A 24,963-nucleotide genomic window follows, 5' to 3' on the forward strand; every position below is an offset into this window, starting at 1 on the left:
TCATTTCGATTTCCATTCAAATCCTGTATAAGCTAAATGAACAAGTCCATTATAATACTTTTGGGCTTCATTTATTAAATCTTTTGTATTTCCGCTATGAGGTAGATGTGATAATAATAATTCTTTTACATTCGCCTCATTTGCAATTGTTGCTGCATCTTTGCTGCTCATATGACCCACTTTAGCTCCATCTTGATTTTCAAACAGATTACAATCACTTATAAGCAAATCCGCGTTGGAAGAAAACGGTATGAAGTCTTCTGTAAAGCTTGAATCAGCTGTATAAACTACTGAGTGAGTTGCTGTTTCAATTCGCATGGCAAAACAATCTACAGGATGAACTGTCTTAATAAATCGGATCGTAAATGGACCTAGGTCGAGAGCTTCATTTGGATGATATTCATATCCTTTTGTTGCTTCTTTATATGTTAACGAATTAAATTTTACATTATCAAAGTTATGTCCGTATATAGGTAAAGCAAACTTATCCTTTCCAGCATTTACAAGTTTGAAGTATTGTAGTACTCCTATATCTGCAATATGATCATGATGATAATGTGACAGGATTACAGCATTTAAGCTATTAGGATCTATGAAATTTTGTAATGTAGCTAATGCTCCTGAACCACAATCAACCAATAGATTAAAATTTTTGGATTTAAATAAATAACATGAAGTTGCTTCACCTTTACCTGGATAGCCGCCCCAATAACCAATAACGGTTACTTTCATAAAACAAACACACTCCTTTATACTTATTATTTCTATGAAAATTTAAATTTATAAGCTTGTCCATACTGTTTTAAAAAAATAGGCGTTTAGATTATTTTTTAAAAATTGTACTAATACAGATTGACACAAAATAAGTTGTAGTAATACAATACTAATAAGTTAACTAAAGGAGATGGTAACATGCTTGTAAAAATGTCCGAATTTTTGAAACTATTACCAAAGAAATTATGTAAACACTGTAATTCGACGATTGAAGAACAACATGATTGCTACAGTAACACTTGTTCAAATTGCTTAAAAGATAGTTTTTAAGTGAAGTCTTTTAGGATCAGCAATTTTTCTTAACGAAATTATTAAACATAGTATTAGTACAGAAACATAATAAAAAGAGCAACCTAAAAGTATCGATCTACTTTTTTGGTTGCTCTATTCTTTACTAATTGTTTTAAAAGCCTTAATAGCTCCGAACAGCTTGTTCTTCATGTGAGAACAAGTATTCAATTGTATCTGAAACTGCTTTTTCACCTTGATCTATACAGTCTGGTAAGCCGGACCCATAAAATGAGCAACCGATTACCGATACACCAGGCATTTCTTTTTGTAAATATTGTTCCATATTTTTCGTACGCTCTTTATGATTAATCGTATATTGAGGCATAGCATCTTTCCATCTTGAAACAATATAAAACTCTGGTTTCTCAGTGATATCCATCGTTTTTCTTAAATCTTCTAAAACAATTTCAACAAGTTCTTCATCCGTCTTATCGACTATTTCCTTATTGTAAGGTCGTCCAACGTAACAACGTAATAGAACTTTACCTTTTGGACATGCATGTGCCCATTTTTTATGTGTCCAAGTACATGCTGTTATATTATAGTCATTATTACGTGAAACAACAAAGCCTGTACCATTTATATCCTTCTTAATTGCATGCTCTGGAAATGCAAGTGCAACATTCGCGACTGATGTAGAAGGAACTTTTTTGAAAGGCTCAAATACAGGTTTATTATTAAATAGTTGTGGAATGAAACGATGAGGTACAGTAACGATGATTGAATCTGATTCGATCTTTTCATTATTGCTAAGTAGTAACTCATATTTTTTTCCAATTTTATTTATATTAACTACTTGTACACCTTTTAAAACTTCCTCTTGATCTAACTCTTCTTCAATTCGTTCTACAATTGTTTGAAGACCTGTACTTACAGTCTGGAAAATTCCTTTTCTCGGACCTTTTGATTTCTTCACAGGCATCTCTTTTTTCATACCAAGAACAATACTTTGATGTTTTTGTTCAATTTGGAAGAATTGAGGGAACGTTGCCATTAAACTCATTTGGTCAATGTCGCCTGAATAAATACCTGATAAAAGGGGCTCAATTAGATTCTCAACTACTTCATTACCTAGTCTTCTTCTAAAAAATTTACCTAGTGACATATCCCCTTGGACATGCGTTTTTGGTAAAACAAAATCTAAACCTGCACGGATTTTTCCTGCTGGTGAAAATAGACCCGAAAAAATAAAAGGCTTGATTTGTGTAGGAATCCCCATGTTTGAACCTTCTGGCATACCATGTAATTTATTATGGGCTAATACATATGATTTTCCTGCAGAGTTAAAAACAATTTGATCTTGGATACCTAAGTTTTCAGCTAATCTATATGCACTCTTTTTCCTTGCCAAAAATGAGTCAGGGCCACGCTCTATAACAAATCCATCTTTTCGAATTGTTTGGATTTTTCCTCCAAGCCTTGAAGAACCTTCAATTAATTGAATATCAATTGGAAGATTATTTTTTAATTTTTCTTGTTTTAAATAGTAGGCAGATGTCAATCCAGTAATACCGCCACCAATAATGACAACCTTCTTATTCACTTCTTTACCTCCTATTTCAAAACCATATTATTGTTCGTTTAATTTTCTTAATACAACCGTACTAAGTCCACTAATAAATAATGGATCCGTATTAGGCATCGGTGGACGAACATATGCTTTTTGAATTTCATCCGTTACTTGTTTACATTCTATATCATTATCGTACAGTACTTCTAAATGCTCACTTACAAATCCTAATGGTAAGTAGACGTAAGTTTCAAAATCATAATTTTCATCTAACTCACGTGTTAAATCTTGTACATCAGGTCCAAGCCAAGGGTCTGGTGTGTTACCAGCACTTTGCCATCCTAGAAAATAATGACGAATATCAGACTGCTGAACGACTAACTCGGCAGTTTCCTTAAGTTGCTCTGGGTATGGATCACCATAAGTAAGAATTTTTTCAGGTAAACTATGCGCTGAAAAAATAAACGCCGTTTTCACACGTTGCTCTTCATTCATTGGTTCAAGAATTGCTTCTACTTCACGAACCCAATATTGAATAAATCGTTCTTCTTTATACCAATCATCTACATGGATAATTGTTGGTCCGTCAATTTTTTCTGAATGATTTGTAGCACGTTCGTTATATGACTTTACACTAAACGTAGAATAATGTGGTGCAAGTACGATACTAACTGCTTTTGTTATACCATCTTTTTTCATTTCATCTACTGCATCTTCAATGAATGGTTCAATATGCTTCAATCCAATGTACATTTTGAATTCTACTTTGTCTTGGATCTTATTTAAATCTTCTTCTAATGCTTTTGCTTGTTCAATTGTTATTTTTGCTAAAGGAGAGATACCTCCAATTGCACGATATCGTTCTGTCAGTTCTTCCAGCGCCTCTTGTGAAGGCTTTCTACCTCTACGAATATCTGTATAATAACGCTCAATATCTGATTCTTTATATGGCGTGCCGTAAGCCATAACTAATAAACCGATTTTTTCTTTCATGTCATCACCATAGTCCTTTTATATTAAGCTTTAACCCTTGATGAATACTCATGTACAAAACTTGTTAATCGTTTAAGAGTATCAGGATTTACTTCAGGGAATACCCCATGACCTAAGTTGAAAATATGACCTGGATTTGCCATACCCTCATCTAATATTTCTTTCGCACGTTTCTCAATAACTTCCCATGGTGCTAATAAAAATGCAGGATCTAAATTACCTTGAAGTGTTTTCGTAATCCCTAAAGAGCGAGCTTCAGCAATAGAAGTTCTCCAATCAAGACCAATTACATCTACAGGAAGTTCATTCCATTCATGAATTAAATGGCTTGCTCCAATTCCAAACATCGTTGTTGGAATATGGTCTGCTTTAAGTGCTGCAAAAATCTTTTCCATGCAAGGTTTAATATAAATGCGATAATCATTTGCATTCAAAGCACCAACCCATGAATCAAATAATTGAATTGCACTTGCCCCTGCTTTAACTTGTGCTTTTACGTATTTGATTGTCATGTCTGCTAAATGATCCATTAAAGCAAACCATGCTTCTGGCTCTGCGTACATAAATGATTTGGTTTTATTATAGTTTCTAGAAGGTCTACCTTCGATCATATAACTAGCAACTGTAAAAGGTGCACCTGCAAATCCAATTAATGGAACAGAAAGAACCTCTGTTGTTAATAATTTAATCGTTTCATAGATATATGGAAGTTGCTCTTCTGGATGAATATCAGTTAACTTTTTTACATCTGCTAATGAACGAATAGGATTGCTTATTACCGGTCCTACTCCTGATTGAATTTCTACGTCTACTCCAATTGCAGGAAGTGGAGACATAATATCTTTATATAAAATAGCTGCATCAACATTATATTGGTCTACTGGAAGCGCTGTTACGTAAGCGCATAATTCAGGTTGATGAGTAATTTCAAATAAAGAATATTTTTCTTTTATTTTTCGGTATTCTGGCTGAGAACGCCCTGCTTGTCTCATATACCAAACTGGTGTATGCGTTACTTCTTCTCCTCTAATCGCTTTAAGAAATGTATCGTTAAAATCTTTTTTCATCCTTCAAAGTCTCCCTTTCACTTTTCCAAACTCTACTATTAAATATACTGATTGAACCATTAATTGTATAGAAAACTCGAATTTTGACACATAATGTTCACTGATTTTACAATTTTTCTCAATTAATAGGCCTATTTTACTACCAGACTTTTCCCATTAAAAATTATATCAAAATATGTCTAAAATATCGAATTAATAATCTTTATTTATTAATACTTTTTATTAAATAAAGGAGTTTTATTATTCTTTTTTAATGTTTGATTAATCGTTATCTAATCGTTCGAAATTCTTAATCTCTTTACTATTCTTTTTTAAGAGATACAGTTTTTACGCTCATAGTTTTAATAGGAAATAAAAAACTCCCCTTCAAATCATTTGATAAGAAGGAGAGCCTTAAAATGTCTATTCCTTATTTCTTATGTTGGGTTTGACAAGTTTAGACCTATCACCTTCTTCTTTTGTTTGAGGATTGTACGGTACTACATAATAAGAAGGGACATTAAATACATTTACAAAGGAATCTTTGTACTCATCTAAACCAGTAACAGTATCTATTAATTTCTCTTTGCCATTTTTCACTCGATAGATTCGATATTGTTGTCTGTGGTCAGTTGGTGCATTCCAATTAATGACGACAGTGAATAATCCAAATGGAGAAAATGATACTTTTGATTGAACATTTGAAATAGGCTCTAAATTTATCGGTGATTCTAGATCGTCTATATTTTTTGGCTTTTTAAATTTGGTAGATGGTTCTCTTCCTGCTTCACTTAAAATCTTTTTAAATAAAATGGTTGGATATGTACTACCATTTCTTAAAAAATGGTTTGAATCTGTCTTATCATATCCCATCCAAATTGCGCCTACAACGTCTGGTGTATAGCCTACAAACCATGCATCTTTGTTTCCATTTGTTTGGCCAGGTATATTTGTAGATCCTGTTTTACCAGCTAAATCGCCAGTAAAACTTCCTCTACTAGCAGTCCCTTCATTTACAACACCTTTAAGCATTTTTGTCATATACCAAGAGGTTTGTGATGAAAACACTTTATATTCCTTAATTTTCGCTTCGGCAACTAATTCATTGTTTCGATCATAAATTGCATTAATAACAAAAGGTTCTAATGCATCTCCATCATGATCAAAAGCACTATATGCTTTTACTAGCTCTAATGGTGTTAAACCAATCTTAAGTCCTCCTAGCGCCATACTTAAACCTTGATCGGGGATATTCAAATCCATTTTTTCTAGATACTCTTTTGCATTATCAATCCCAATATCATTTAATAACCAAACTGCCGGCACATTTGCTGACTGTATTAATGCATTAAACATCGAAATCGTTTTCGTATAAACGCCATTATAATTTTTCGGTTTATAGTCTCCTAACGCACTCTGTTCATTTGGTAATAAAGAATACGGATTGTAGTTTCCTGTTTCAAGCGCTGGCGAATAGACAAGTAAAGGCTTCATTGTTGAACCAGGTTGTCTTTTCACGTTAATACGATTTAAACCTTGAAAATAATAATTTCTGCCTCCAATTGCCGCCTCTACACCGCCTGTTTCAGAGTTTATTAATACAAATGCTCCTTCAGCATTTTGATCAGTTCCCGGAAAATAGTTTCCATTTTTAAAATATTTATAGGCGGTTAATTGTGTCTTTTTATGAATTGGTACAACAACTTTGTATCCACCATTTAAAAGTTGGTCATATGATATGCCATATTTCTCTTTTGCTTCTTTTATAACCATATCAATATATGTAGCGTATCCGTTTTCAAATTTTTGTTCTGTAATATGTAATACTGTTGGTTTGCTTTTGGCTTTCTGATACTCTGATTCAGTTATATAATGCGTATCTAGCATTTTATAAAGAACTAGATTCCTACGCTCTAAAGATCGCACTGGTTGTGTGACAGGATCATAATGTGATGGTGCTTTTAATAAGGCTGCTAACGAAGCACTTTCCTCAATAGATAAATTTTTAACATCTTTCCCGAAATAATATTTTGCCGCTCCGCCTATGCCATATACCCCGTGACCGAAATAAACCTGATTTAAATACATTTCTAGTATTTGATCTTTTGTATACTTTCTTTCTAGATTAATTGCTATAATTACTTCCTTTGTTTTTCTCATAAATGTTTTGTCGTTCGTCAAAAAAACATTCTTTGCAAGTTGTTGAGTAAGCGTACTCGCACCTTGTACTTTACTAAATGCTTTTATATCATTTACTATAGCCCGAAAGATTGATTGTGTATCAATTCCATGGTGCTTATAGAAACGTTCATCTTCAATTGAAACGACTGCTTGTTTAGTATAATCAGGTATATCATTAATTGAAACGATTTGATGATTTTCATTATATAGCTTTGATACAAAATTCCCCTCTAAATCCACCATTTCCGATGATGAATGGACGACTAACTTATCTTCATCTATCACATAATTACCTAAGAAAACGATTAGTAAAAATCCAACAAAGCTAATTAACAGGACACTTAACAGTCCTATTGCTAAATATCCCCATTTTTTCAATTATTTCACCTTCATTTCTCTTACCATATAACAAATAGTATATCCATTTATTCCCATGAATAAGTCATTATTTCCTTTTTTTCGATGTATATTTCCTTGGAAATACATTTTTCGTCATTTCTTAATTGAAGTTAATTTTGAAGGATATCAATTACATTTCTTGAATAGGTTATATAGATAGTAAGTAGGAGGGTGAAATAATGGCAGATTTATTTTCTTTATTAGATTCATATTATCCGGAAATGATATCTACACGTAGATACCTACATGAAAATCCTGAGCTTTCATTTAAAGAATACGAGACAGCAAAATTCATTCAAAACTTTTATCAAAAATTAAATATTCCATTCAAATCAAATGTCGGTGGAAATGGTGTTGTTGCCACAATTAATGGTCGTAACCCTGGAAAAACAATCGCACTGCGAGCTGATTTTGACGCACTACCTATTCAAGATGAGAAAAATGTTCCTTATTCCTCAAAAGTGCCTGGCGTTATGCATGCATGTGGTCATGATGGTCACACTTCTACACTTTTATATTTAGCAAAGGCACTTCATGAGCAAAAAGATTCATGGGACGGTAAGGTAGTGTTACTCCACCAACATGCAGAGGAATATGCACCAGGTGGAGCAATTTCTATGATTGCTGATGGCTGTTTAGACGGTGTTGATGAGGTTTATGGAACCCATTTGTGGGCAATTGAAGAATTAGGTACAATTGGTTATCGTAAAGGACCAATCATGGCAGCAGCTGATCGCTTTTCAATCACAATCCAGGGCCAAGGCGGTCATGGTGCAGAACCCCATCGAACAAAGGACAGCATTGTAATTGCTAGTCAACTTGTTATGGCACTTCAACAAGTTGTTAGTCGAGAAACAAATCCAATTGACACTGTAGTGTTATCTATTGGAAGTTTCGAAGCTAAAAATGCTTTTAATGTAATCGCCGATCGAGCAACTTTAATAGGAACGGTTCGTACGTTCAAAAAGGAAACACAGGAAAAAGTAAAAAAACAAATAGCTAGAATCATTAAAGGGATTTGTCTAGCAAATGATGTTACATACGAATATAAGTACGATGATGGATATCCGCCAGTAGTAAATCATGAAAAAGAAACTGATTTATTAGTTAAAGTAGCCGAATCAATTGATGAAGTTAATCTATTAAAAGAAATGGACCCTAAAATGGGCGGAGAAGATTTCGCATACTACTTACAAAAAGTACCAGGAACGTTCTTCTTCACAGGAGCTAAACCTCCTCATGTTACAGATGCATACCCTCATCACCATCCAAAATTTGATTTTGACGAAAAAGCAATGCTAATTGCAGCAAAAACACTAGGGTCTGTGACATTAGCTTCATTAAAACAATCACAAAAATTAGTTGAGCAAAAATAAAAAAAAGGAGAACTTTTTAGTTCTCCTTTTCACGCTGTTGAAAAACAACCTTGTCAATTAAATTACCAAATTTTCGTAAAAGGAGTAGAATGATGTTGATTTCCATTACAGGATGCTCGCTTTCCATGGGGCGAGATTCTTTAGCCTCCTCGGCAAGCCTGCGGGGTCTCAGCCTTCCCGCTAATCCCATAGGAGTCGAGCACCCCTCCATTCCAATCAACTTTTTCATCAAAAAAAGTATGCAATAAATTCTAATCAAATAGCCTTTACTTAGAGTAATCTAGCAGTTTTTATTAATCATTTTGTAGTTCTATTAATATCTAACATTAAACTAAATTAATCAAATGAATTTGTTTTTCTAAGAATAAGCTCTTAATTTTCAACTTCTGAAAAAAACATGTCTAGTGTTATTGGAATCATAAAATTGCTCGAACATATTAACATTTAAAATCATTAAAAGAACATCCAGAAAAATGATAATTTCATCATTATTAAATGTTCATTTAATGTCCGTTTTCCCTACCATTTTATATTTCAACACTCTGAAAAGGAGAACTTTTTAGTTCTCCTTTTCAGAGTGTAACTTCTTAGATGATATCTTCCTTTTTCTTCATATACCTCATTCGATAAGCATTTTTAGCTGTTTCACCTAATTGTTCAAGAAGTTGATAATTTACATAAGCTCCAACCGGTGCTCCAATAATAGGGACTAATTGCAAAAGTTTTGCTAAATCGATATGATCTCGATATTCTAGTTGTAATTGCTCCCAATTGACTTGGGGATTTTCATCTACTTTATCTTCCCACTTTTCAATAACTTGAAATACTTTTTTCCGATGGCTATCACTTGAAAAAGCAAGTTGAAAAATATACAGCATAAACTGTCTTTCGAGCTCATCTTTAGGTGAGTAACCATATATTTTGGCTGCCTCAACTAAAAATCTAATTTTTATTCCAAGTAATAACGGAAAATCGGCAAGACCGAGTAAAATTCCACCCGCTCCTGTACCAGCACCTTCTACAGCTGAAATCTTTTTGTACTCGTTTAACTTTTTATCTAAAATTAAATCTCTTTCTCTAAGTGTTAATGCTTCATACTCCTCACCACTGCCATTAAATACAGTAGACCCTCCCATAAATAAAACCATCATATTTTTAACGGTTTTTGTAAGCAAATCTTGGATTTGTTCTGGTAATAATGATTGAAGCTTTAATTGAACTTTTTTTGCAGAAGTTTGAAAAATATTTGAATCGGACATTACTTTTTGTTTCCATCTAGATAGTTCGTACTGAATACGAAGTTCATAAGAATCCATTTTGTCCACCCTTTACAATTTTTGTGGCTTACTTAACCTTTTATGCACATAAAATTTAATTAACCACATTGAAAATAAAGTATACACAACAATTGCCATAATAAAGTTAAAAATTGACAAGCCCTTTATTAAACCAATAATACTAAAAACTAGACTACATATTATCAGTAGTATATACAAAAGTGTCGAAATAGATTTTTTATTTTCTTCATTTGTATAAGGATAAATTTTCCACAACAAATGATAGTTATACTGTTTTAAAATTGACATATTCTGTAAGGAAATTACATAAAGAAATAAAATGCCAATCAATATTTTCCCAATTGTAGTTGGCACTAAGTAAACTACAAATCCTCCTACGAACAGTTGTCTTAAAAACATACTTAAAAAGTTACCATTCCTGATGAATGTACGAACTAGTAAATAATTCGCAGCATTTCTCATTTTAATTTTATTAATGATTGGATCCGCCCATTTTCTTCGCTTAACTTGTTGTTGAATAGACGGCACATCAGTAAACATATTCGCAAATCGATAAAAAGTCGCTAATCTTGAAGTGTCAAGTTTAACATTTCTTTCCCATTGCACTCTTTTATTTTTACTACCTATTTGAATAGATAATGCATAAACTGCTAAGATTACGATGATTATTACAAGGAAAAAACTGCTCCATTTACTTAATAAACCATAAATAAATAAGAAAGTACCTAGCAACCTAAAACAATAATCAAATGCTCGGTTTAAAACATCGCTATTTGTAAGGTGTAAGAATGAAACAAAGAGATTGTATCCTTTTAATAAGAAAATTATTACCATAAAGACGATAAAACTTGTTGTTTGTCCTAGTGAAAATTTCTTATAAATTGGATAAATCACACCTAACATCATTAACATTAAATATACTTGAAAGATGTACGTAATTAAAAAGGAGCGGACAAAGTAACTTTTCATCTTTTTTTCTAATGGTAATAAGTAATGTAAATCAGGTCCTTTAAAAAAAGTAGTTACTTGACCTGTTACAACAAGAAAACTAAAAAGAATAGCGATTAGTAAAATAGCTGGAAAGTCTGGAGAAATTGTTTTTAGCATTTGTTGATAATAATATGCTCCTCCTCCAAATCCAAAAACAATTACAAATTTTATATGATCATTAAAGATATACCGACCATATTTACTCATTTCTTTAATGAAGCTCCTAAACCGTGCTAACCATAATTCTTTTATCGTACTCATATTTCTTTTTCCTTCGTTGCAAAAATATAAATTTCATCTAATGAAGCATTTGGCATATTATATTGAGTTTGTAATTCGTTTAATGTACCTTTTGCAATAATTACTCCTTCATGCAAAATAATAAATGAATCACAATAAATTTGAGCAGTCGATAAAATATGAGTAGACATTAAAATGCCTGCTCCTTTTTCTTTTTCATTGTTCAAAATCTCAAGTAAATCATTTATCGCGATTGGATCTAGTCCTAAAAAAGGTTCATCTATTATGTATAACTGTGGTTGGACAATAAGGGCACAAATGATCATTACTTTTTGTTTCATCCCTTTAGAGAAGGTCGAAGGAAAATATTTTCTTTTGTCATATAATCTAAATGTTTTTAATAGCTCTTCACTACGTTTTTTAAAATCTTTTTCTGGAATATTATATGCCAAGGCTGTTATTTCAAGATGTTCCTGTAAAGTTAATTCATCATAAATCATCGGTGTTTCAGGAACATATGATATGCTAGCACGATATGCAGTTGGATCTTTCTCAAATGATTCACCATTAATTAATATGTCGCCTTTAGATGGTTTCAAAAGTCCTAATATATGTTTTATAGTCGTACTCTTACCGGCACCATTTAACCCGATTAACCCAACAAGCTCATTTCTATTAATCGTAAATGAGACATCTTTAATGACAGGCTGTCTAGTGTATCCACCTGTGACATCTTTTACATGCAATAAAGTCATTCTTTACAAATCCTTTCAAATGTACTTTTCCTATAAATTTTATTGTATCAAATAATATTCTTAACTTCCTTATTATCCTATTTATGGAATACTAAAAAAAAATCCTTCTTTTTTTGAATACTATTTTAGGTTAAGGGTATTATAATTCATGAAGGGAAAGCAACACACTTTCTTAGTTCAAAATTTGAAATGAGGTGTGTGTTAAAGGAAATTTAATTTGCGTTCAAACCTAAGTCGGATAATTGTTTAAGTGAAATGAGGTATCTCCAAAGATTAACATCGTTGTCATATACAGCAATGCAAAAATCTAAGGAGATGGTGCGCTTGAACAGGATCTATAAAAACAAAGGTCATTAGTATACCAATTTGTAAATGAGGTGTCTCGAGCAGAACATATAATTTATTTATAGGTGTACCAATTTATTGAACATTAAAGCAAATGAGGTGTCTGTTAAAGACAATTTAACTTATTAACCTAAAATCTTTTCTAAAATCTTTCCCCTTCATCAAGGAGCAACTATTGGTTGCTCCTTGTTTTATTTTGTTGATGTCACGTGGTCATTAACTTCTTGTATCTCGCCCATAGTTAATCTTTTTTTTAACTACTTCCTTCTATTATCTATACTTTTTATGGTCCCAATTTCCACATTAACTGGGATCTCTTCCAAACATCTTCTACTTTCCTGTTTTAATTATCTCTCCCTGTCTTAACTACTTTATAAATTTTTTTATTGTTTTTGCATACTTTCTTTACCGCAGGGCATCATAATTCTTGAAGGGAAAGCAACACACTTTCTAATTCAAAAATTTGAAATGAGGTGTGTGTTAAAGGTAATTTAATTTGCGTTCAAACCTGTGCAAGGTAACTGTTAAAGTGATTGTCTCACAAGATAATTCATCGTTGTATAAAACAGCAGTGAAAATATCAAGGGAGATGGTTAGCTTGAACATTATTACTTAAAAACAAAGGTTTTAGTATACCAATTTGTAAATGAGGTGTCTCGAGCAGAGCATATATATTTATTTTAAGGTGTACCAATTTATTGAACATTAAAGCAAATGAGGTGTCTGTTAAAGACGATTTATAATTACTCCATTAATCTTTCCTCTTCATCAAGAAGCAACTTAGGTTGCTTCTTGTTTTATGTTGTTGAAAAGAAGTTGTAATTTAAATTAGTAATGTCAAGATGATTGCTCCACCTAGGTTTGTTCCTACGAGCGCTCGGCCTTCCCGTTCCCCCTGAAAACATTTTTTAAAAATATAACTTCAATTATCTATACTCTTGATGATCCAAAATAAATTTAGTCTTAACTTCCACTTAAATCCTCATTATTAAGCTTGTGTTTTTGTTTTGTTTCTGAAATTTCCTGATCTTTAATATTCTCTCTCTGCTTTTCAAAGTTTTTTATTGTTTTTGCATACTTTCTTTAATACAGGGCATCATAATTCTTGAAGGGAAAGCAACACACTTTCCAGTTCAAAATTTGAAATGAGGTGTGTGTTAAAGGTAATTTAATTTGCGTTCAAACCTATGCAAGGGTAGTTGTTGAAGTGAAATTTCTCCATAGATAAAACATCGTTGTATAAAACAGCAGTGAAAACATCAAAGGAGATGGTAAGCTTGAACATTATCACTTTTAAACAAAGGTTTTAGTATACCAATTTGTAAATGAGGTGTCTCGACCAGAGCATATAAATTTCTTATAAGGTGTACCAATTTATTGAACATTTAAGCAAATGAGGTGTCTGTTAAAGACAATTTATAATTACTCCATTAGTTTTCCCCTTCATCAAGAAGCAACATAGGTTGCTTCTTGTTTATTTTTACCTGCCCCTATTTCCCCTTTAACATACGCCTATGTTAAAATAAGGAAAAAAGTGAAAGGAAGTATAAAAAATGGCACATGACGCTAATTGTATTTTCTGTAAAATTGTTGAAGGTAGCATTCCAGCATCAAAGGTATACGAGGATGATGATATTTTAGCTTTTTTAGATCTAAGTCAAGTTACAAAAGGACACACATTAGTCATTCCAAAGGATCATGTTGAAAACATATTCGAAATGAGTGAAGAGACAGCTAGTACATACTTCCGAAAAGTACCTCACATTGCTAATGCAATGAAAGAAACTTTTAATGTTCAAGGAGTAAATATTTTAAATAATAGTGGTGAAGTTTCAGGTCAAACTGTATTTCATTATCATATGCATATTTTACCACGATACGGAAATAATGATGGCTTTGATGTAAAATGGCTTTCAAACCAAAATCAATACACAAATGAAACGCTACAAGAGATTGCAAAATCTATCGAAAATAACATTATTAAAAAATAATAAAACCATCCCTTTTAAATGCGAAAACAGGAGAGTGCATATCTCCTGTTTTTGTTTTTTTTATGTAATTTTAATCTAAATCCTGCATTTTACACTATATTTTTATAGATTTATATTATATATTTACTATATTACCAATAATATTTTATCGACAATCACTCTATAGTTTCGTTAAAATTATTATATAAACATAATTTTTACAACCCGCAACACTTAATTATAATATAAAAATGTAGAATTTTATCAACTACTTTGTGAAAATTTTTAAAAATTCTAACTAAAAGTTCTTTATTTCTTCACATATTATTGGCATAATAATAAATAGATAGTTAAATAGAAAAGAAGGTGAATTGATGAAAACTGAACAAAAATTATACACAATGAAAGAAGCTTTGATTTTTAGTCAAAGAATTGCCCAAATTTCCAAAGCATTATGGAAGTCAGTTGAAAAGGACTGGCAACAATGGATTAAGCCCTATGATTTAAATATCAATGAACATCATATTTTAATGATCGCCTTCCACTTAAAGGGTGCGTCTATTTCTGAAATTGCTAAATTTGGTGTAATGCACGTATCAACTGCTTTTAACTTCTCTAAAAAGCTAGAAGAACGTGGTTTATTAGTGTTTTCTAAAAAAGTAGAAGATAAACGTAATACGTATATTGAATTAACAGAAAAAGGTAAAGAAATGCTATTAGAGATTCTAGGTGAATTTGATCCAGAGACAAATTCAGTTTTTCAAGGTACCTTACCATTAAAAGAATTTTATGGTAAATTTCCAGAAAATATGGAAATTATGGCTATTTTACGTAATATTTATGGAAAAGATTTTATGGATATATTTGAAACAACGTTAGGTAACATAGATAAAGAATTCATCGAAGAAGATAATCGTTTAATTAAGAAACCTTAATATCTTCTTTAAAGCTACAATTTCAGTTTATATGTCATTTGAAATTGTACAAATAAATAGAAGCGGGGTAAGATTAATTAAATCCTTCCGCTTTTTATTTCGGCCACTTTTGTTCAAAATTTCACATAAATACCTCTTTGAAACCCTCAGGTTCATTTTCCTTTTCATTTATTTCTAAATTTCAATAGACAAAGAATATGTACATCATTAATTATTTCAATCTGGAATAAAAACTCAACCGGAGGTACAATACCTCCGGTCGAATATTTGTCTTATTTACAAATTAGATGCAAGCTGCTCCTACGATAATTAATAAGATGAACAATACAACGATTAACGCAAATCCTCCACCATGGAATCCTACGCCCATCATTCACACCTCCTTTTGCTACATATCTTATCTTATGCGTGTAGTAAAAAATGGTCTGGGCAAATGTATAAATAACCTTCATTTTTGAAGATTCATACTACTTATATAAATGAACACCCAATAATGATTAACAAAATAAACAGGATCACGATTAATACAAATTCACGCGATGCTTTCCCCTCCATTTTTCCACCCTCCTAACAGTAATCCATAATAATATATAGACGAATGCCTTAAATGATTGGGCGAATGTCACGATTGACAAGTTTTTAATTTGCTGGATAAGCATGGTTTTTAGGCAAAGTCAGGTGTTAAAATATAAAAAATAGAAATCTCCATTCATTTATTACCTCATCTCATAGTGCCTACATTTCATTTAAAACTAGTTCAAGTTTCCTTAAAATTAATTAATTTTTTATTAAAAAGCATACCAAATTATTCTTTTTTTGGATAAACTTTGTCACATTGTAGAAAAATATGTTATATTAAGTGAAGTAATTTCCAGTAAAAGGTATGTCTAAATACAGGAAAAATTAAGATTTAAGCTCCATACTTTAATATGTAAAATTTTTCTTTATAAGAAATCATTTTAAATTTTTATTAGGAGATGTTTAAATGAAAAAGTTAATCGTATCTGCAGTTTTAGCTACCTCAGTATTCGGACTAGCAGCATGTGGATCTGCTGGTGTTAGTAACGATGTTGTTGCTACATCTAATGCTGGAGATATCACATCTAAAGATTTATATAATAAGATGAAGGATACAGCAGGATTAGCAATGCTTAAGCAAATGGCTATTGAAGATTATTTAAAGAAAAACTACAAAGTTAGTGATAAAGATGTTGATGCTAAGTTCAATGAGTATAAAACACAAAATGGTGACCAATTTAAAGCTTTCTTAGCACAGTACGGATTTAAAGATGAAGCAGCATTTAAAGATCGTGTTAAAATCGATTTATTAACTGAAAAAGCTGCTGAAGCTTCAGTAACAAAAGCTGACCTTGCAAAATACAAACCAGAAATTAGAGCTAGCCATATTCTAGTAAAAGATGAAGCTACAGCTAAAAAAGTCGAAGATGAATTAGCTAAAGGTGCAGATTTTGCAGCAGAAGCAAAAAAATATTCTACTGACACTGGTTCAAAAGATAAAGGTGGAGATTTAGGCTATTTTGGAGAAGGTGCTATGGTACCTGAATTCGAAGCAGCTGCTTATAAATTAAAAGTTGGAGAAATTAGCCAACCAGTTAAATCACAATTTGGATACCATGTTATTAAATTAACTGGCAAAAAGACTGCTAACGAAAAAGATGCTCGCAAAAAAATTGCTGAGTCTAAGTTAAGTCAAGAAAACTTCCAAGCATTCTCTGATGAACTTCTTAAAAAAGCTAAATTTAAAGTAAAAGATAAAGACTTACAAAGCCAAGAGAAAAAATCATAAAAAAAACCTGCCTTAATGGCAGGTTTTTTAATTAGATGAAATCTCAGAGTTAATAAGCAATTGTTCTCTTCGTTCTCTTTCTTCTTTAATTCTTTGTAAGTAAATTTCTCCCTCTTTTTCAATGAATGCTTCATCAGCATCTCTTTCTTGTTTCGAGGTATAAAGCACCATAAATCCACTTACAAAAATTCCTAAAATCACAATATACATCCAAAATGGTAAAATTGGCATTGATTTTCCTCCTTAGTAGACAAGCATTTGCTTTATTATATGGCTAATAAAGAGGAAGTATGATTAATTTAAAATTTTGGTTTGTAAAAACTACGATTTTCTAATGGGAAAATACGCTCTGTATATTCTCCTGGTTCGACTCTTTCAAGTGCGCGGTCTAACATATTCATTTTTGCATCAATATTATCAATATAATGTAAAATTTCCGCTTCTTTAATTAAAGGTAGTTTTGGACTACCGTACTCATACTTACCATGATGACTTAAAATAAGATGCTGCAGAACAGTAACCTCTTCTCCCTCAATACCTAGTTCAATTGAGGCGTTTCCAATTTCAATTGCCATAAGCGAGATATGGCCTAACAAATTACCTTCTACAGTGTACTTTGTTGAAACTGGACCAGATAATTCTCTAACTTTTCCTAAATCATGTAGGATGATTCCAGCATACAGTAAATCCTTATTGATCGAAGGATATAAATTCGCAATTGATTCACCTAATTTCAACATACAAAAAACATGGTATGCTAAACCAGAAACAAATTCATGGTGATTCTTAGTTGCCGCTGGATAATCAAGAAAATCCTCTTGATTTTTTAATACTAGATACTCAGTAAGCTTTTTAAGTTTTTCATTGGTCATATTATTTATATATGAAGTAATTTTCTCATATAATTCTTCTTTAGAAACTGGTGCTCTTGCGAAAAAATCTTCTGGATTAACTTCGTCTGTATCTTTAGTTGGACGAATTTGGCGTAATTTAAGTTGAAGTTTTCCTCTATAGTCGTGTAGCTCCCCTTCAACTTTTACAACAGTACCTTCTACATATGCTTCTTCTTGCTCTGAAGAAATATCCCAAAGCTTCGCCTCAATATCTCCACTTTGATCTTGTAAAGTTAAAGATAAGAATGTTTTTTGATTACTTGCTACACCTTTAGTAACAGCTTTGACAAATAAAAATGTTACAAAACGTTCGCCAACTTCATGATCATATACTTTTTTATCCATAAGTACCTCCATTTTGTATATGCTTCCTTAAGCTCTACTTAAGTAAATAGCTTAAAATATTTTGGAAAATTAATTTCACAAAATAAAAAAAGGAAAATCAAATTATGTATTAGTCGTTTTACTTATCCTATTATACGTTAAAATAGATGCTTAGCCCAACAATGTTCATACAAAAAATTAAGACATAATCTAACATTTCTTAAAATCTGTTCGAACCTACAAATGTCAAAATTATATATCTGCACTGAATTTTTTTATAATTCAAATTATTACTTTACACAGCTTTTCAATCTATGCCAAAATAGTAATATCGCAACTACTTTAGGGAGGTCTAGGACATGGCAACATATCGAATTACTGCTTTTGAAAAAAGTGGCGAATCAATTGTCGATGAACAATTTGAAGCTAATTCTGACTTAGAAGCAAAAAAAATTGGTACAGAAAAACTTACTACACTCGGTGCACTTGATAAAACACACCGTTGCATTAACCAAACTGGTAAACTTCTTTTATTTCATCCATAATAAAACAAGCTGCGAAAATTGATCGCAGCTTGTTTGTTTTTGATCTAAATTAATGTTTAAAGTACCAATCAAAGTTTCAACATTTTCCAACTTCTGCTTGGCGTGGAACGATCCTTTTAAGAAAATAGCTGTCGGGAATTTCTCGACAGCCATAGGATTACCTCTAAGTGCATCCTATTTACATTTTATGAAGCAGGTTCAACTTTTGTAGCTTTATAGCCAGAGCCATCCCACATGAGATATACTCGATATTTTTGCGAGCCTTTTATCTTTGCTGATACAGTCCCGACTGAGCCACCTGGGTTGCTTTTGTCACTTCCTAAAAACCATACAGTCATATTGCCTGAATCTATTCCAGCAGCAGAAGAGATTGTTTGTAGCATTGCCTGCCAGTCTTGAGAATTTCGATCATAACTTGTAACATGCTTCCCACCAGTTTGTGCACCCGTTTGTTCTGGTGTTTCCGGTGCAGTGCCATCTGAATCTTCATCATCAATTGTTTGAACCGTTGTTGATGTTTCTTTAACACCGTTATCATCATTCTTTTCACTGTTTTTGGCCGATGCATAGTCACTTTTTTTAGATCCTGCCTTACTATCATTCGGCGAAAAAATGGAATACGAAATAAACGCTATTAGTATTAGTACGATTCCAATTGATCCAAATAAAATGAGTTTTGTTTTTTTTCTTTTCGCTCTTGACGTTGTACGTGAATTGCTTTGAATCTTTTTCAATCTAACCACTCTCCCAAAACTGAGAATGTCAACATTCTACCATGAGTGGAGAAAAACTTATAGTCTTGTATTTTAAAATTAACCATTTCGTAAAACAACTGTTAAGTTTTTTTCATTGTCAGACACAATTTAACAACAAAGACTAGTGCATAATAGAATATAGACAATCTAATTTTTAATGATTTATTCTTTTTTATATTTAAAACATTGGATTACAGAAAGAAAATAGTGTGTGATATTCAATACTATATTTTTTTTTGGATTGTTAATTACATTTCAGGTTATTTAATTGTACTTTTGTTAATTTTATTTGTACATCTTTTCTTTTCCTCTAATCAAAAAAATCGACCGAATCCAGTCGATTTCACAATCCTTATTTACCAGTAAAAACCGGCAGTCTCTTTTGTAAAAAGGCCTGTACACCTTCCTGATGATCTGCTGTTCTTCTCATTGCACTTTGTCCTTCTTTTTCAAATAAAAGTACATTTTTTAAGGACTCTAAGTTACCGTTACTATAGATTTGTTTTGTTTGGATCATCGCACTTACTGGTTTTTGAAGAATAGACTTCACGCGTTCATTAATTTTTTGTTCAAAGTCCCCACTAATTACTTCATCAATTAAACCGATTTCTAGCGCTTGCGCTGCATTTAGTTTTTTACCTTCCCAGATTAGTTGCTTAGACTTTGTTTCACCTAGTCTTTTTTCTAAGAAATAATGTGCACCACCATCAGGAATTAAGCCAATTCCGATAAAGTTCATTGCCAATACACCTGATTCGTGAGCAAGAACGAAATCACTAGCAAGAGCAAAACTAAGTCCTATACCTGCAGCTGGCCCATGAATAGCACTAATAACGATTTTAGGTAAAGTATATAATTTAACTACTACATCTGAAATTAAATCCATTACTGGACCAAAGGCAGACTCATCTGTGTTACTTAGCATTGATTTTAAATCTCCACCTGAAGAGAAACCTTTTCCATTTCCACATAGAACGACTACATCAACGTCTGAGCTAGCAATTTCATCTAGTACATCTCGAAATTGTCTGAATGTATCTTCATTCATTGCATTCAATACTTCAGGTCGATTAAAAACAACAGTCGCAACTCGTCCCTCTTTTCTTAATAAAACATGTTCTGCCGTGTTCGAAATAGACATAAAAAAATCCCCCTTGTTTTCATGGTTAATTTAAACATTAAACATCGCAAGGGGAATTTCCTTTATTTTTCTTTAATTTGATTGATTAGTTTTCGAAAATAATTCATCTAAAATCTTAATTTTGGCATTTGTATAATGCTCATAACCATCATTATATGATTTAGGATCTTTCGCATTAGCAAAACGAGTTATTTGACGGGTTTCTGGATTTACAAACTTACTAGATGCACCACAACCTAAACCTATAATTGTTTGTTCTTCTTCCATAATTAATATATTATACAAGCTTTCTTGACCATCAACAGAGTAACCAATGTTCTCAAGATTACCTAATATATTTTTTTGGCGATATAAATAGTAAGGATGATAGTTATGATTTTTTGTCCATACCGTTGCTTCATTCATCATTTGCTGCACTTCATCTCGATCTGCAACTTTATATTTTTGTTTGTTTTGCGTCATTTCTGAGGCTCTTTTAAATGAAAGTGTATGAACAGTCAATGATTCAGGCATTAACTTTTCGGTTTCATCTAAAGTATATTGAAATTCTTTTAACCCTTCTCCAGGTAAACCAATAATCAAATCCATATTTATATTATTCATACCCATTTCACGGGCTAAATGGTACTTTGTTATTGTTTCATCTACAGTGTGATGTCTACCAATCGCTTTTAAAGTTTCTTGAATATAGGATTGTGGATTAATACTAATTCGATCAATATTCCATTTATTTAAAACATCTAATTTTTCGGGTGTAATTGTATCAGGTCTACCAGCCTCTACCGTAATTTCACGAACCTGCTTCATATTTGGAAATGATTCGTGCATCTTAGCATACAGTAAGTCCATTTCTTCTGCTGTAATACTAGTAGGTGTCCCTCCACCATAATAAATCGTTGTAATGTTAATTCCACGTTCCTTTAGAAATTCGCCGATTTTTTCCATTTCGTAATGTAATCCATATAAGAATGAATCGACTGCACCTTGTTTCCCTTGAATAGCATAAGCTGGGAATGTACAATAAGCACACTTAGTAGGGCAGTAAGGGATACCAATATAAAGACTAACTTCATTTTGTAAGTTATATAAATCTGGTATTACTTTTAATTGACGATCAACGATTGATTGCATTAATTCAATTTTTTCGTCATGGATTAAATAGTCATTCCGTAACTCTTCATGCGCCATTTCCTTTGACATACCAGATTTAAGTTTTGAATGAAGGAGCTTAGTTGGTCGTATACCAGTTAAGATTCCCCACTTTTGCTGTATTCCAGTATGCTCTTGTAGTAATGATAAAAAGACAAAGTTGACTGCTTTCTTTTTAAATTTAAATGATTCTCGATCATCTTTACCATCTACATAGCTTGTATTTGCTTCGAAATTCGGATCTAACTTACCTGATACTTTTTTATTAACTTCATCTAGTACAAAACTTACTTCTATATCAGCATCTATTTTTTCTAACGATACATCACAGTCTTCAAAAAATAATTGAGCTAATAGCTCTAACGGTCTTTGAAAACGAATATCCTCTAAGCCTTTAATATATATTTTCATTTTTTTATCACCTTTTTAAGTTATCACTTAAGTATAAAATTAAAGAGTAGCGAGGTCAATTATTTAAAATTCACTGAAAAAGCCTGGTTTTCGAAGAGGATTCTCTTGAAAACCAGGCTTTTATTTATTTTTCGATTTTTAAATGTGTTTTTAAGAATGGCAGTGGAAATTGTTTCCTGAAATGCTCCTTGATCATATATGGAACACCATTTTGATCATTTGATCTTGTAATCCAGTCTGCAACTTTTTTAATCTCTACAGGAGCATTTGACATAGCAACTCCTAAACCTGCATGCTCGATTAATGGTAAATCACTATAATTATCTCCGATTACAACCATTTCGTGATAAGAAATTCCTAAATGCTCTCCTAATCGTTTTAATCCTGAATATTTTGAAATTCCTTTTCGGACGATTTCAATTTTACGATCTTCATCACATAAATAATCAAGATGTGGATACTTTGCATTCAATTCTTTTTTCACTTTATTTTTCTCTACTTCATCAGAGAAATAACATTCGATTTTTAACGGTGATATTGAATTTTCCAGAATGCTATCTGAAAGTGATTCAACAAATTGGATTGGATAAAAGACAGGATCAGCATTTGATAAAACTGCTTTTGCCACTAAATTAGATTGTAATTTTTTTCGATTTCCAATTGAAAAATGTTCATGTGACAATCGAATATTACAATCATATTTTTCTAGTTTTTTAACGATGTCATAAGCTTCTTCCTCTTCAATTCTCTTTTCAAATAATGGTTCATCAAGCTTTGAAGAGATAAAGGCACCTGAGTGAGAGACCAAAAGATTATTAACCTTAAGAGCTTTTGCGATTTTTTTTGTAGCTTGGAAATTTCTACTTGTATATAAGGTTACATAAATCCCTTTGTCTTGAACGTATTCAACAGCTTCTTTCGATTCTTTTGAGAGTTTTCCATTGGATTGCAATAAAGTACCATCTATATTAATTGCAAGTAACTTATAAATCACTTAATCTCCCCCATTTCGCGAAGAAATACCTTACTATAATATATGACATGCTTCATTTAATTAGAACATTATAGGCTGTTATTATATCCATTCTTATACTAAAAAAGACTCCATTTCAATGAAGTCTCTCTTATGATAAAAGGGTTTTAAGAAAGGCAGGAAAAAGTAAAAGAATGAATGATCCTCTTCTTATCCTGCCTTTTAAGTATTAAAGTTCAAGTAAAGATTTATAAAATTCTTCTAATGGACTCATGACAATTTTATTTACATCTTGAATGACTAAATTTAGTCTTTGTTCAACTTGCATTAAGTTTGCAATTAAAGGGTTTTGAGACACTCTTGCAACAATTTCTTGTCCTTTTGCATTTTCTTCAGGTGTAACCGCTTCACCTTGATACATTTTTTGTTGCATCGCCTTTTGGAAATTTTGAAACTCCATAAATAATGGTTTTGCATTTGGATCAGCTAATACTTGTGAGTAAAGTGATTGTAAGTTTTTAAATTCTGGTTGCTCCTTAAAAGCGTTTTGTAGTGAGTATGCAATATCATAAATATTTACAGCCATGTTACTACCTCCTATAAACTTTTGTATCTCCACTATAGCAAACATTCTATTATATGTCAGTCTTTCTAAAACAAATCAAACTTTCTTCCCTAAAAATTTCATAAAGTCATTCACCAACTAGGCGAATATCACATAGTATACAACGACAATTATTTTGGAAAGGAGGAGAATCATTGCAATCTTTTCCTAAAAATCAAGAACCCCAATCTTTTGTTGTAGTAACTGATTCAATCAATGAGGAGTCATTAAATCCGCTCGGTTCAATAACGACACTTTGTGAGGAACTATCAGAGTTATGCGGAGATTCTGAAATTGATTTCTATGTAACTACATTTAAAAAGCTACTAACGAATGAATTAAAGGGATATAAACGTTCAGAAAATGGCTGGACTTTAATGAATGTACCTGCCCCTTCAATCATTCATAATCGTATTCATTCAAGAAGACTTGAACGAACGAAAGAGTTTAAATTACTTAATTCTTCGCTAACAAGTCAGCAAATACCTTTTTTTAATGCTCGCTTCTTAAATAAGCTTGAAGTATTTAAAGCTCTGATTGATTCAGCCTATATAAAGCCATACGTTCCATACACTGAGGAATGCTGCTCAGTCGTACAATTAGAGAATTTTATTCAAAAATATGAAACGGTTTTTATTAAACCAGTTCATGGTAGCCAAGGTAGAAACATTTTTAAGGTTACAAAAGATAAAGATTTGTATCGTTTGAAAAATAGCCAAAACTCCGAAGTAGAAGTTGAATATAAATCAATTTCTCAACTATTTAATCCAATTAAACAGCAATTAAGTAAGCGGACTTTTATCATCCAAGAAGGCTTACCTTTAATCAGTAAGGATGATCGACTTGTTGATTTTAGATTTCTATGTCATAAAAATAAATTTAATAAATGGGAAGTAACTTCAACTGTAGCAAGGATTGGTCACCCTACGCAGTTTGTAAGCAATTTAGCCCGCGGAGGAGACCTTCAAAAAATTGATGAATTTTTAAGTCACTATTTACCAAAGAAAGAGCGAATTCACTTTAAAAAGTTAATGATTGAATTAGCCATCGAATGCTGTATATGTATAGACTCCTCCTTTGATGGATTATTCGCAGAGTTTGGTGTAGATCTCGCTATAGACAATCAATTTAACCCTTGGGTTATCGAAATAAATTCAAAGCCATCTAAGGATTTACATGTTTCAGACCCAATTCAAAAAATTAGACCCTCAACAAAAGCTATTTTTTCTCTTGTTCAATCATATTTATAAGTACAAGG

General features: G+C 31.9%; 26 protein-coding genes. 7 read left to right on the forward strand and 19 right to left on the reverse strand.

Annotated elements, in window-relative coordinates; translation table 11 throughout:
* The gene (locus BM319_RS18820; RefSeq protein ID WP_091024157.1) at positions 1–732 is read right to left on the reverse strand and encodes an MBL fold metallo-hydrolase; all 732 of its coding nucleotides are present in this window, start codon (positions 730–732) and stop codon (positions 1–3) included.
* A gap of 192 nt (positions 733–924) precedes the next feature.
* Between BM319_RS18820 and yhfH the strand changes: the two genes are divergently transcribed.
* On the forward strand, positions 925–1,044 hold the full coding sequence (gene yhfH, locus BM319_RS18825) for a protein YhfH (protein WP_407920504.1): 120 nt from the start codon (positions 925–927) through the stop codon (positions 1,042–1,044).
* Between the two features lie 142 nt (positions 1,045–1,186).
* On the opposite strand, the gene hemY is transcribed toward yhfH, so the two are convergent.
* The 4 genes from hemY to BM319_RS18845 all read right to left on the reverse strand — a co-directional run bounded on the left by hemY (position 1,187) and on the right by BM319_RS18845 (position 7,173).
* Complete coding sequence (gene hemY, locus BM319_RS18830; protein WP_069032935.1) at positions 1,187–2,608, reverse strand: protoporphyrinogen oxidase; 1,422 nt, start codon at positions 2,606–2,608, stop codon at positions 1,187–1,189.
* A gap of 27 nt (positions 2,609–2,635) precedes the next feature.
* Positions 2,636–3,568 carry a ferrochelatase gene (gene hemH / locus BM319_RS18835; protein ID WP_069032934.1) on the reverse strand — a complete coding sequence of 311 codons (933 nt, stop codon included), beginning with the start codon at positions 3,566–3,568 and terminating at the stop codon, positions 2,636–2,638.
* 23 nt (positions 3,569–3,591) lie between these two features.
* Positions 3,592–4,635, reverse strand: a complete 1,044-nt coding sequence (gene hemE / locus BM319_RS18840; RefSeq protein WP_091024159.1) for a uroporphyrinogen decarboxylase — start codon at positions 4,633–4,635, stop codon at positions 3,592–3,594.
* 402 nt (positions 4,636–5,037) lie between these two features.
* Positions 5,038–7,173 (reverse strand): transglycosylase domain-containing protein, encoded by a 2,136-nt coding sequence (locus tag BM319_RS18845; protein WP_069032932.1) that lies wholly within the window; start codon positions 7,171–7,173, stop codon positions 5,038–5,040.
* A gap of 197 nt (positions 7,174–7,370) precedes the next feature.
* Between BM319_RS18845 and BM319_RS18850 the strand changes: the two genes are divergently transcribed.
* Complete coding sequence (locus tag BM319_RS18850; protein ID WP_091024161.1) at positions 7,371–8,570, forward strand: M20 family metallopeptidase; 1,200 nt, start codon at positions 7,371–7,373, stop codon at positions 8,568–8,570.
* Between the two features lie 16 nt (positions 8,571–8,586).
* On the opposite strand, the gene BM319_RS24405 is transcribed toward BM319_RS18850, so the two are convergent.
* The 4 genes from BM319_RS24405 to BM319_RS18865 all read right to left on the reverse strand — a co-directional run bounded on the left by BM319_RS24405 (position 8,587) and on the right by BM319_RS18865 (position 11,853).
* A complete protein-coding gene (locus tag BM319_RS24405; RefSeq protein ID WP_175495652.1) occupies positions 8,587–8,760 on the reverse strand; it encodes a hypothetical protein in 174 nt (57 codons plus the stop codon).
* A 397-nt stretch (positions 8,761–9,157) separates the two neighbouring features.
* Complete coding sequence (locus BM319_RS18855; RefSeq protein ID WP_069033842.1) at positions 9,158–9,886, reverse strand: EcsC family protein; 729 nt, start codon at positions 9,884–9,886, stop codon at positions 9,158–9,160.
* A gap of 12 nt (positions 9,887–9,898) precedes the next feature.
* The gene (locus BM319_RS18860; RefSeq protein WP_091024163.1) at positions 9,899–11,119 is read right to left on the reverse strand and encodes an ABC transporter permease; all 1,221 of its coding nucleotides are present in this window, start codon (positions 11,117–11,119) and stop codon (positions 9,899–9,901) included.
* Positions 11,116–11,853, reverse strand: coding sequence for an ABC transporter ATP-binding protein (locus BM319_RS18865; RefSeq protein ID WP_069033844.1), 738 nt, complete (start codon positions 11,851–11,853; stop codon positions 11,116–11,118). The genes BM319_RS18860 and BM319_RS18865 overlap by 4 nt, the downstream gene beginning before the upstream one ends.
* A 1,898-nt stretch (positions 11,854–13,751) precedes the next feature.
* Here BM319_RS18865 and BM319_RS18870 point away from each other — a divergent pair.
* Positions 13,752–14,189 carry an HIT family protein gene (locus tag BM319_RS18870; protein ID WP_069033845.1) on the forward strand — a complete coding sequence of 146 codons (438 nt, stop codon included), beginning with the start codon at positions 13,752–13,754 and terminating at the stop codon, positions 14,187–14,189.
* A gap of 353 nt (positions 14,190–14,542) precedes the next feature.
* Positions 14,543–15,103, forward strand: a complete 561-nt coding sequence (locus BM319_RS18875) for an HTH-type transcriptional regulator Hpr (RefSeq protein WP_069033846.1) — start codon at positions 14,543–14,545, stop codon at positions 15,101–15,103.
* A 283-nt stretch (positions 15,104–15,386) separates the two neighbouring features.
* On the opposite strand, the gene BM319_RS18880 is transcribed toward BM319_RS18875, so the two are convergent.
* Together BM319_RS18880 and BM319_RS25255 are read right to left on the reverse strand one after the other, a co-directional pair.
* Positions 15,387–15,476 (reverse strand): YjcZ family sporulation protein, encoded by a 90-nt coding sequence (locus BM319_RS18880; protein WP_097973758.1) that lies wholly within the window; start codon positions 15,474–15,476, stop codon positions 15,387–15,389.
* A 98-nt stretch (positions 15,477–15,574) separates the two neighbouring features.
* Entirely contained in the window at positions 15,575–15,658 is an 84-nt protein-coding gene (locus BM319_RS25255; protein ID WP_084006891.1) for a YjcZ family sporulation protein, read from the reverse strand.
* Positions 15,659–16,088: 430 nt separating this feature from the next.
* On the opposite strand from BM319_RS25255, the gene BM319_RS18890 reads away from it, so the two are divergent.
* On the forward strand, positions 16,089–16,910 hold the full coding sequence (locus BM319_RS18890; RefSeq protein ID WP_069033847.1) for a peptidylprolyl isomerase: 822 nt from the start codon (positions 16,089–16,091) through the stop codon (positions 16,908–16,910).
* Positions 16,911–16,937: 27 nt separating this feature from the next.
* Here BM319_RS18890 and BM319_RS18895 read toward each other — a convergent pair whose 3' ends face one another.
* Positions 16,938–17,141, reverse strand: coding sequence for a sporulation YhaL family protein (locus BM319_RS18895; RefSeq protein ID WP_056472082.1), 204 nt, complete (start codon positions 17,139–17,141; stop codon positions 16,938–16,940).
* A gap of 68 nt (positions 17,142–17,209) precedes the next feature.
* Positions 17,210–18,148 (reverse strand): 3'-5' exoribonuclease YhaM, encoded by a 939-nt coding sequence (gene yhaM, locus BM319_RS18900; protein ID WP_069033848.1) that lies wholly within the window; start codon positions 18,146–18,148, stop codon positions 17,210–17,212.
* Between the two features lie 338 nt (positions 18,149–18,486).
* Between yhaM and BM319_RS18905 the strand changes: the two genes are divergently transcribed.
* Complete coding sequence (locus BM319_RS18905) at positions 18,487–18,672, forward strand: YhzD family protein (RefSeq protein WP_069033849.1); 186 nt, start codon at positions 18,487–18,489, stop codon at positions 18,670–18,672.
* Here the strand turns inward: BM319_RS18905 and BM319_RS24830 are convergent.
* From BM319_RS24830 to BM319_RS18930, 6 genes are all read right to left on the reverse strand, one after another.
* Positions 18,658–18,825, reverse strand: coding sequence for a hypothetical protein (locus BM319_RS24830; protein WP_175403491.1), 168 nt, complete (start codon positions 18,823–18,825; stop codon positions 18,658–18,660). The genes BM319_RS18905 and BM319_RS24830 overlap by 15 nt on opposite strands.
* A 32-nt stretch (positions 18,826–18,857) precedes the next feature.
* Positions 18,858–19,406, reverse strand: a complete 549-nt coding sequence (locus BM319_RS18910) for a YrrS family protein (protein ID WP_286143830.1) — start codon at positions 19,404–19,406, stop codon at positions 18,858–18,860.
* Between the two features lie 373 nt (positions 19,407–19,779).
* Positions 19,780–20,568: an enoyl-CoA hydratase gene (locus tag BM319_RS18915; protein WP_091024167.1), complete on the reverse strand. Its 789-nt coding sequence runs from the start codon at positions 20,566–20,568 to the stop codon at positions 19,780–19,782.
* A 72-nt stretch (positions 20,569–20,640) separates the two neighbouring features.
* A complete protein-coding gene (locus tag BM319_RS18920; RefSeq protein ID WP_069033852.1) occupies positions 20,641–22,128 on the reverse strand; it encodes a coproporphyrinogen III oxidase in 1,488 nt (495 codons plus the stop codon).
* Between the two features lie 124 nt (positions 22,129–22,252).
* Positions 22,253–23,122 carry a Cof-type HAD-IIB family hydrolase gene (locus BM319_RS18925; protein WP_069033853.1) on the reverse strand — a complete coding sequence of 290 codons (870 nt, stop codon included), beginning with the start codon at positions 23,120–23,122 and terminating at the stop codon, positions 22,253–22,255.
* Between the two features lie 208 nt (positions 23,123–23,330).
* Positions 23,331–23,687: a YlbF/YmcA family competence regulator gene (locus BM319_RS18930; RefSeq protein ID WP_069033854.1), complete on the reverse strand. Its 357-nt coding sequence runs from the start codon at positions 23,685–23,687 to the stop codon at positions 23,331–23,333.
* Positions 23,688–23,860: 173 nt separating this feature from the next.
* Between BM319_RS18930 and BM319_RS18935 the strand changes: the two genes are divergently transcribed.
* Positions 23,861–24,955 (forward strand): YheC/YheD family endospore coat-associated protein, encoded by a 1,095-nt coding sequence (locus BM319_RS18935; RefSeq protein WP_091024169.1) that lies wholly within the window; start codon positions 23,861–23,863, stop codon positions 24,953–24,955.
* Positions 24,956–24,963: the final 8 nt, after the last annotated feature.

It is taken from the genome of Bacillus sp. UNCCL81, assembly GCF_900112535.1.
Classification (GTDB): domain Bacteria; phylum Bacillota; class Bacilli; order Bacillales; family Bacillaceae_G; genus Gottfriedia; species Gottfriedia luciferensis_B.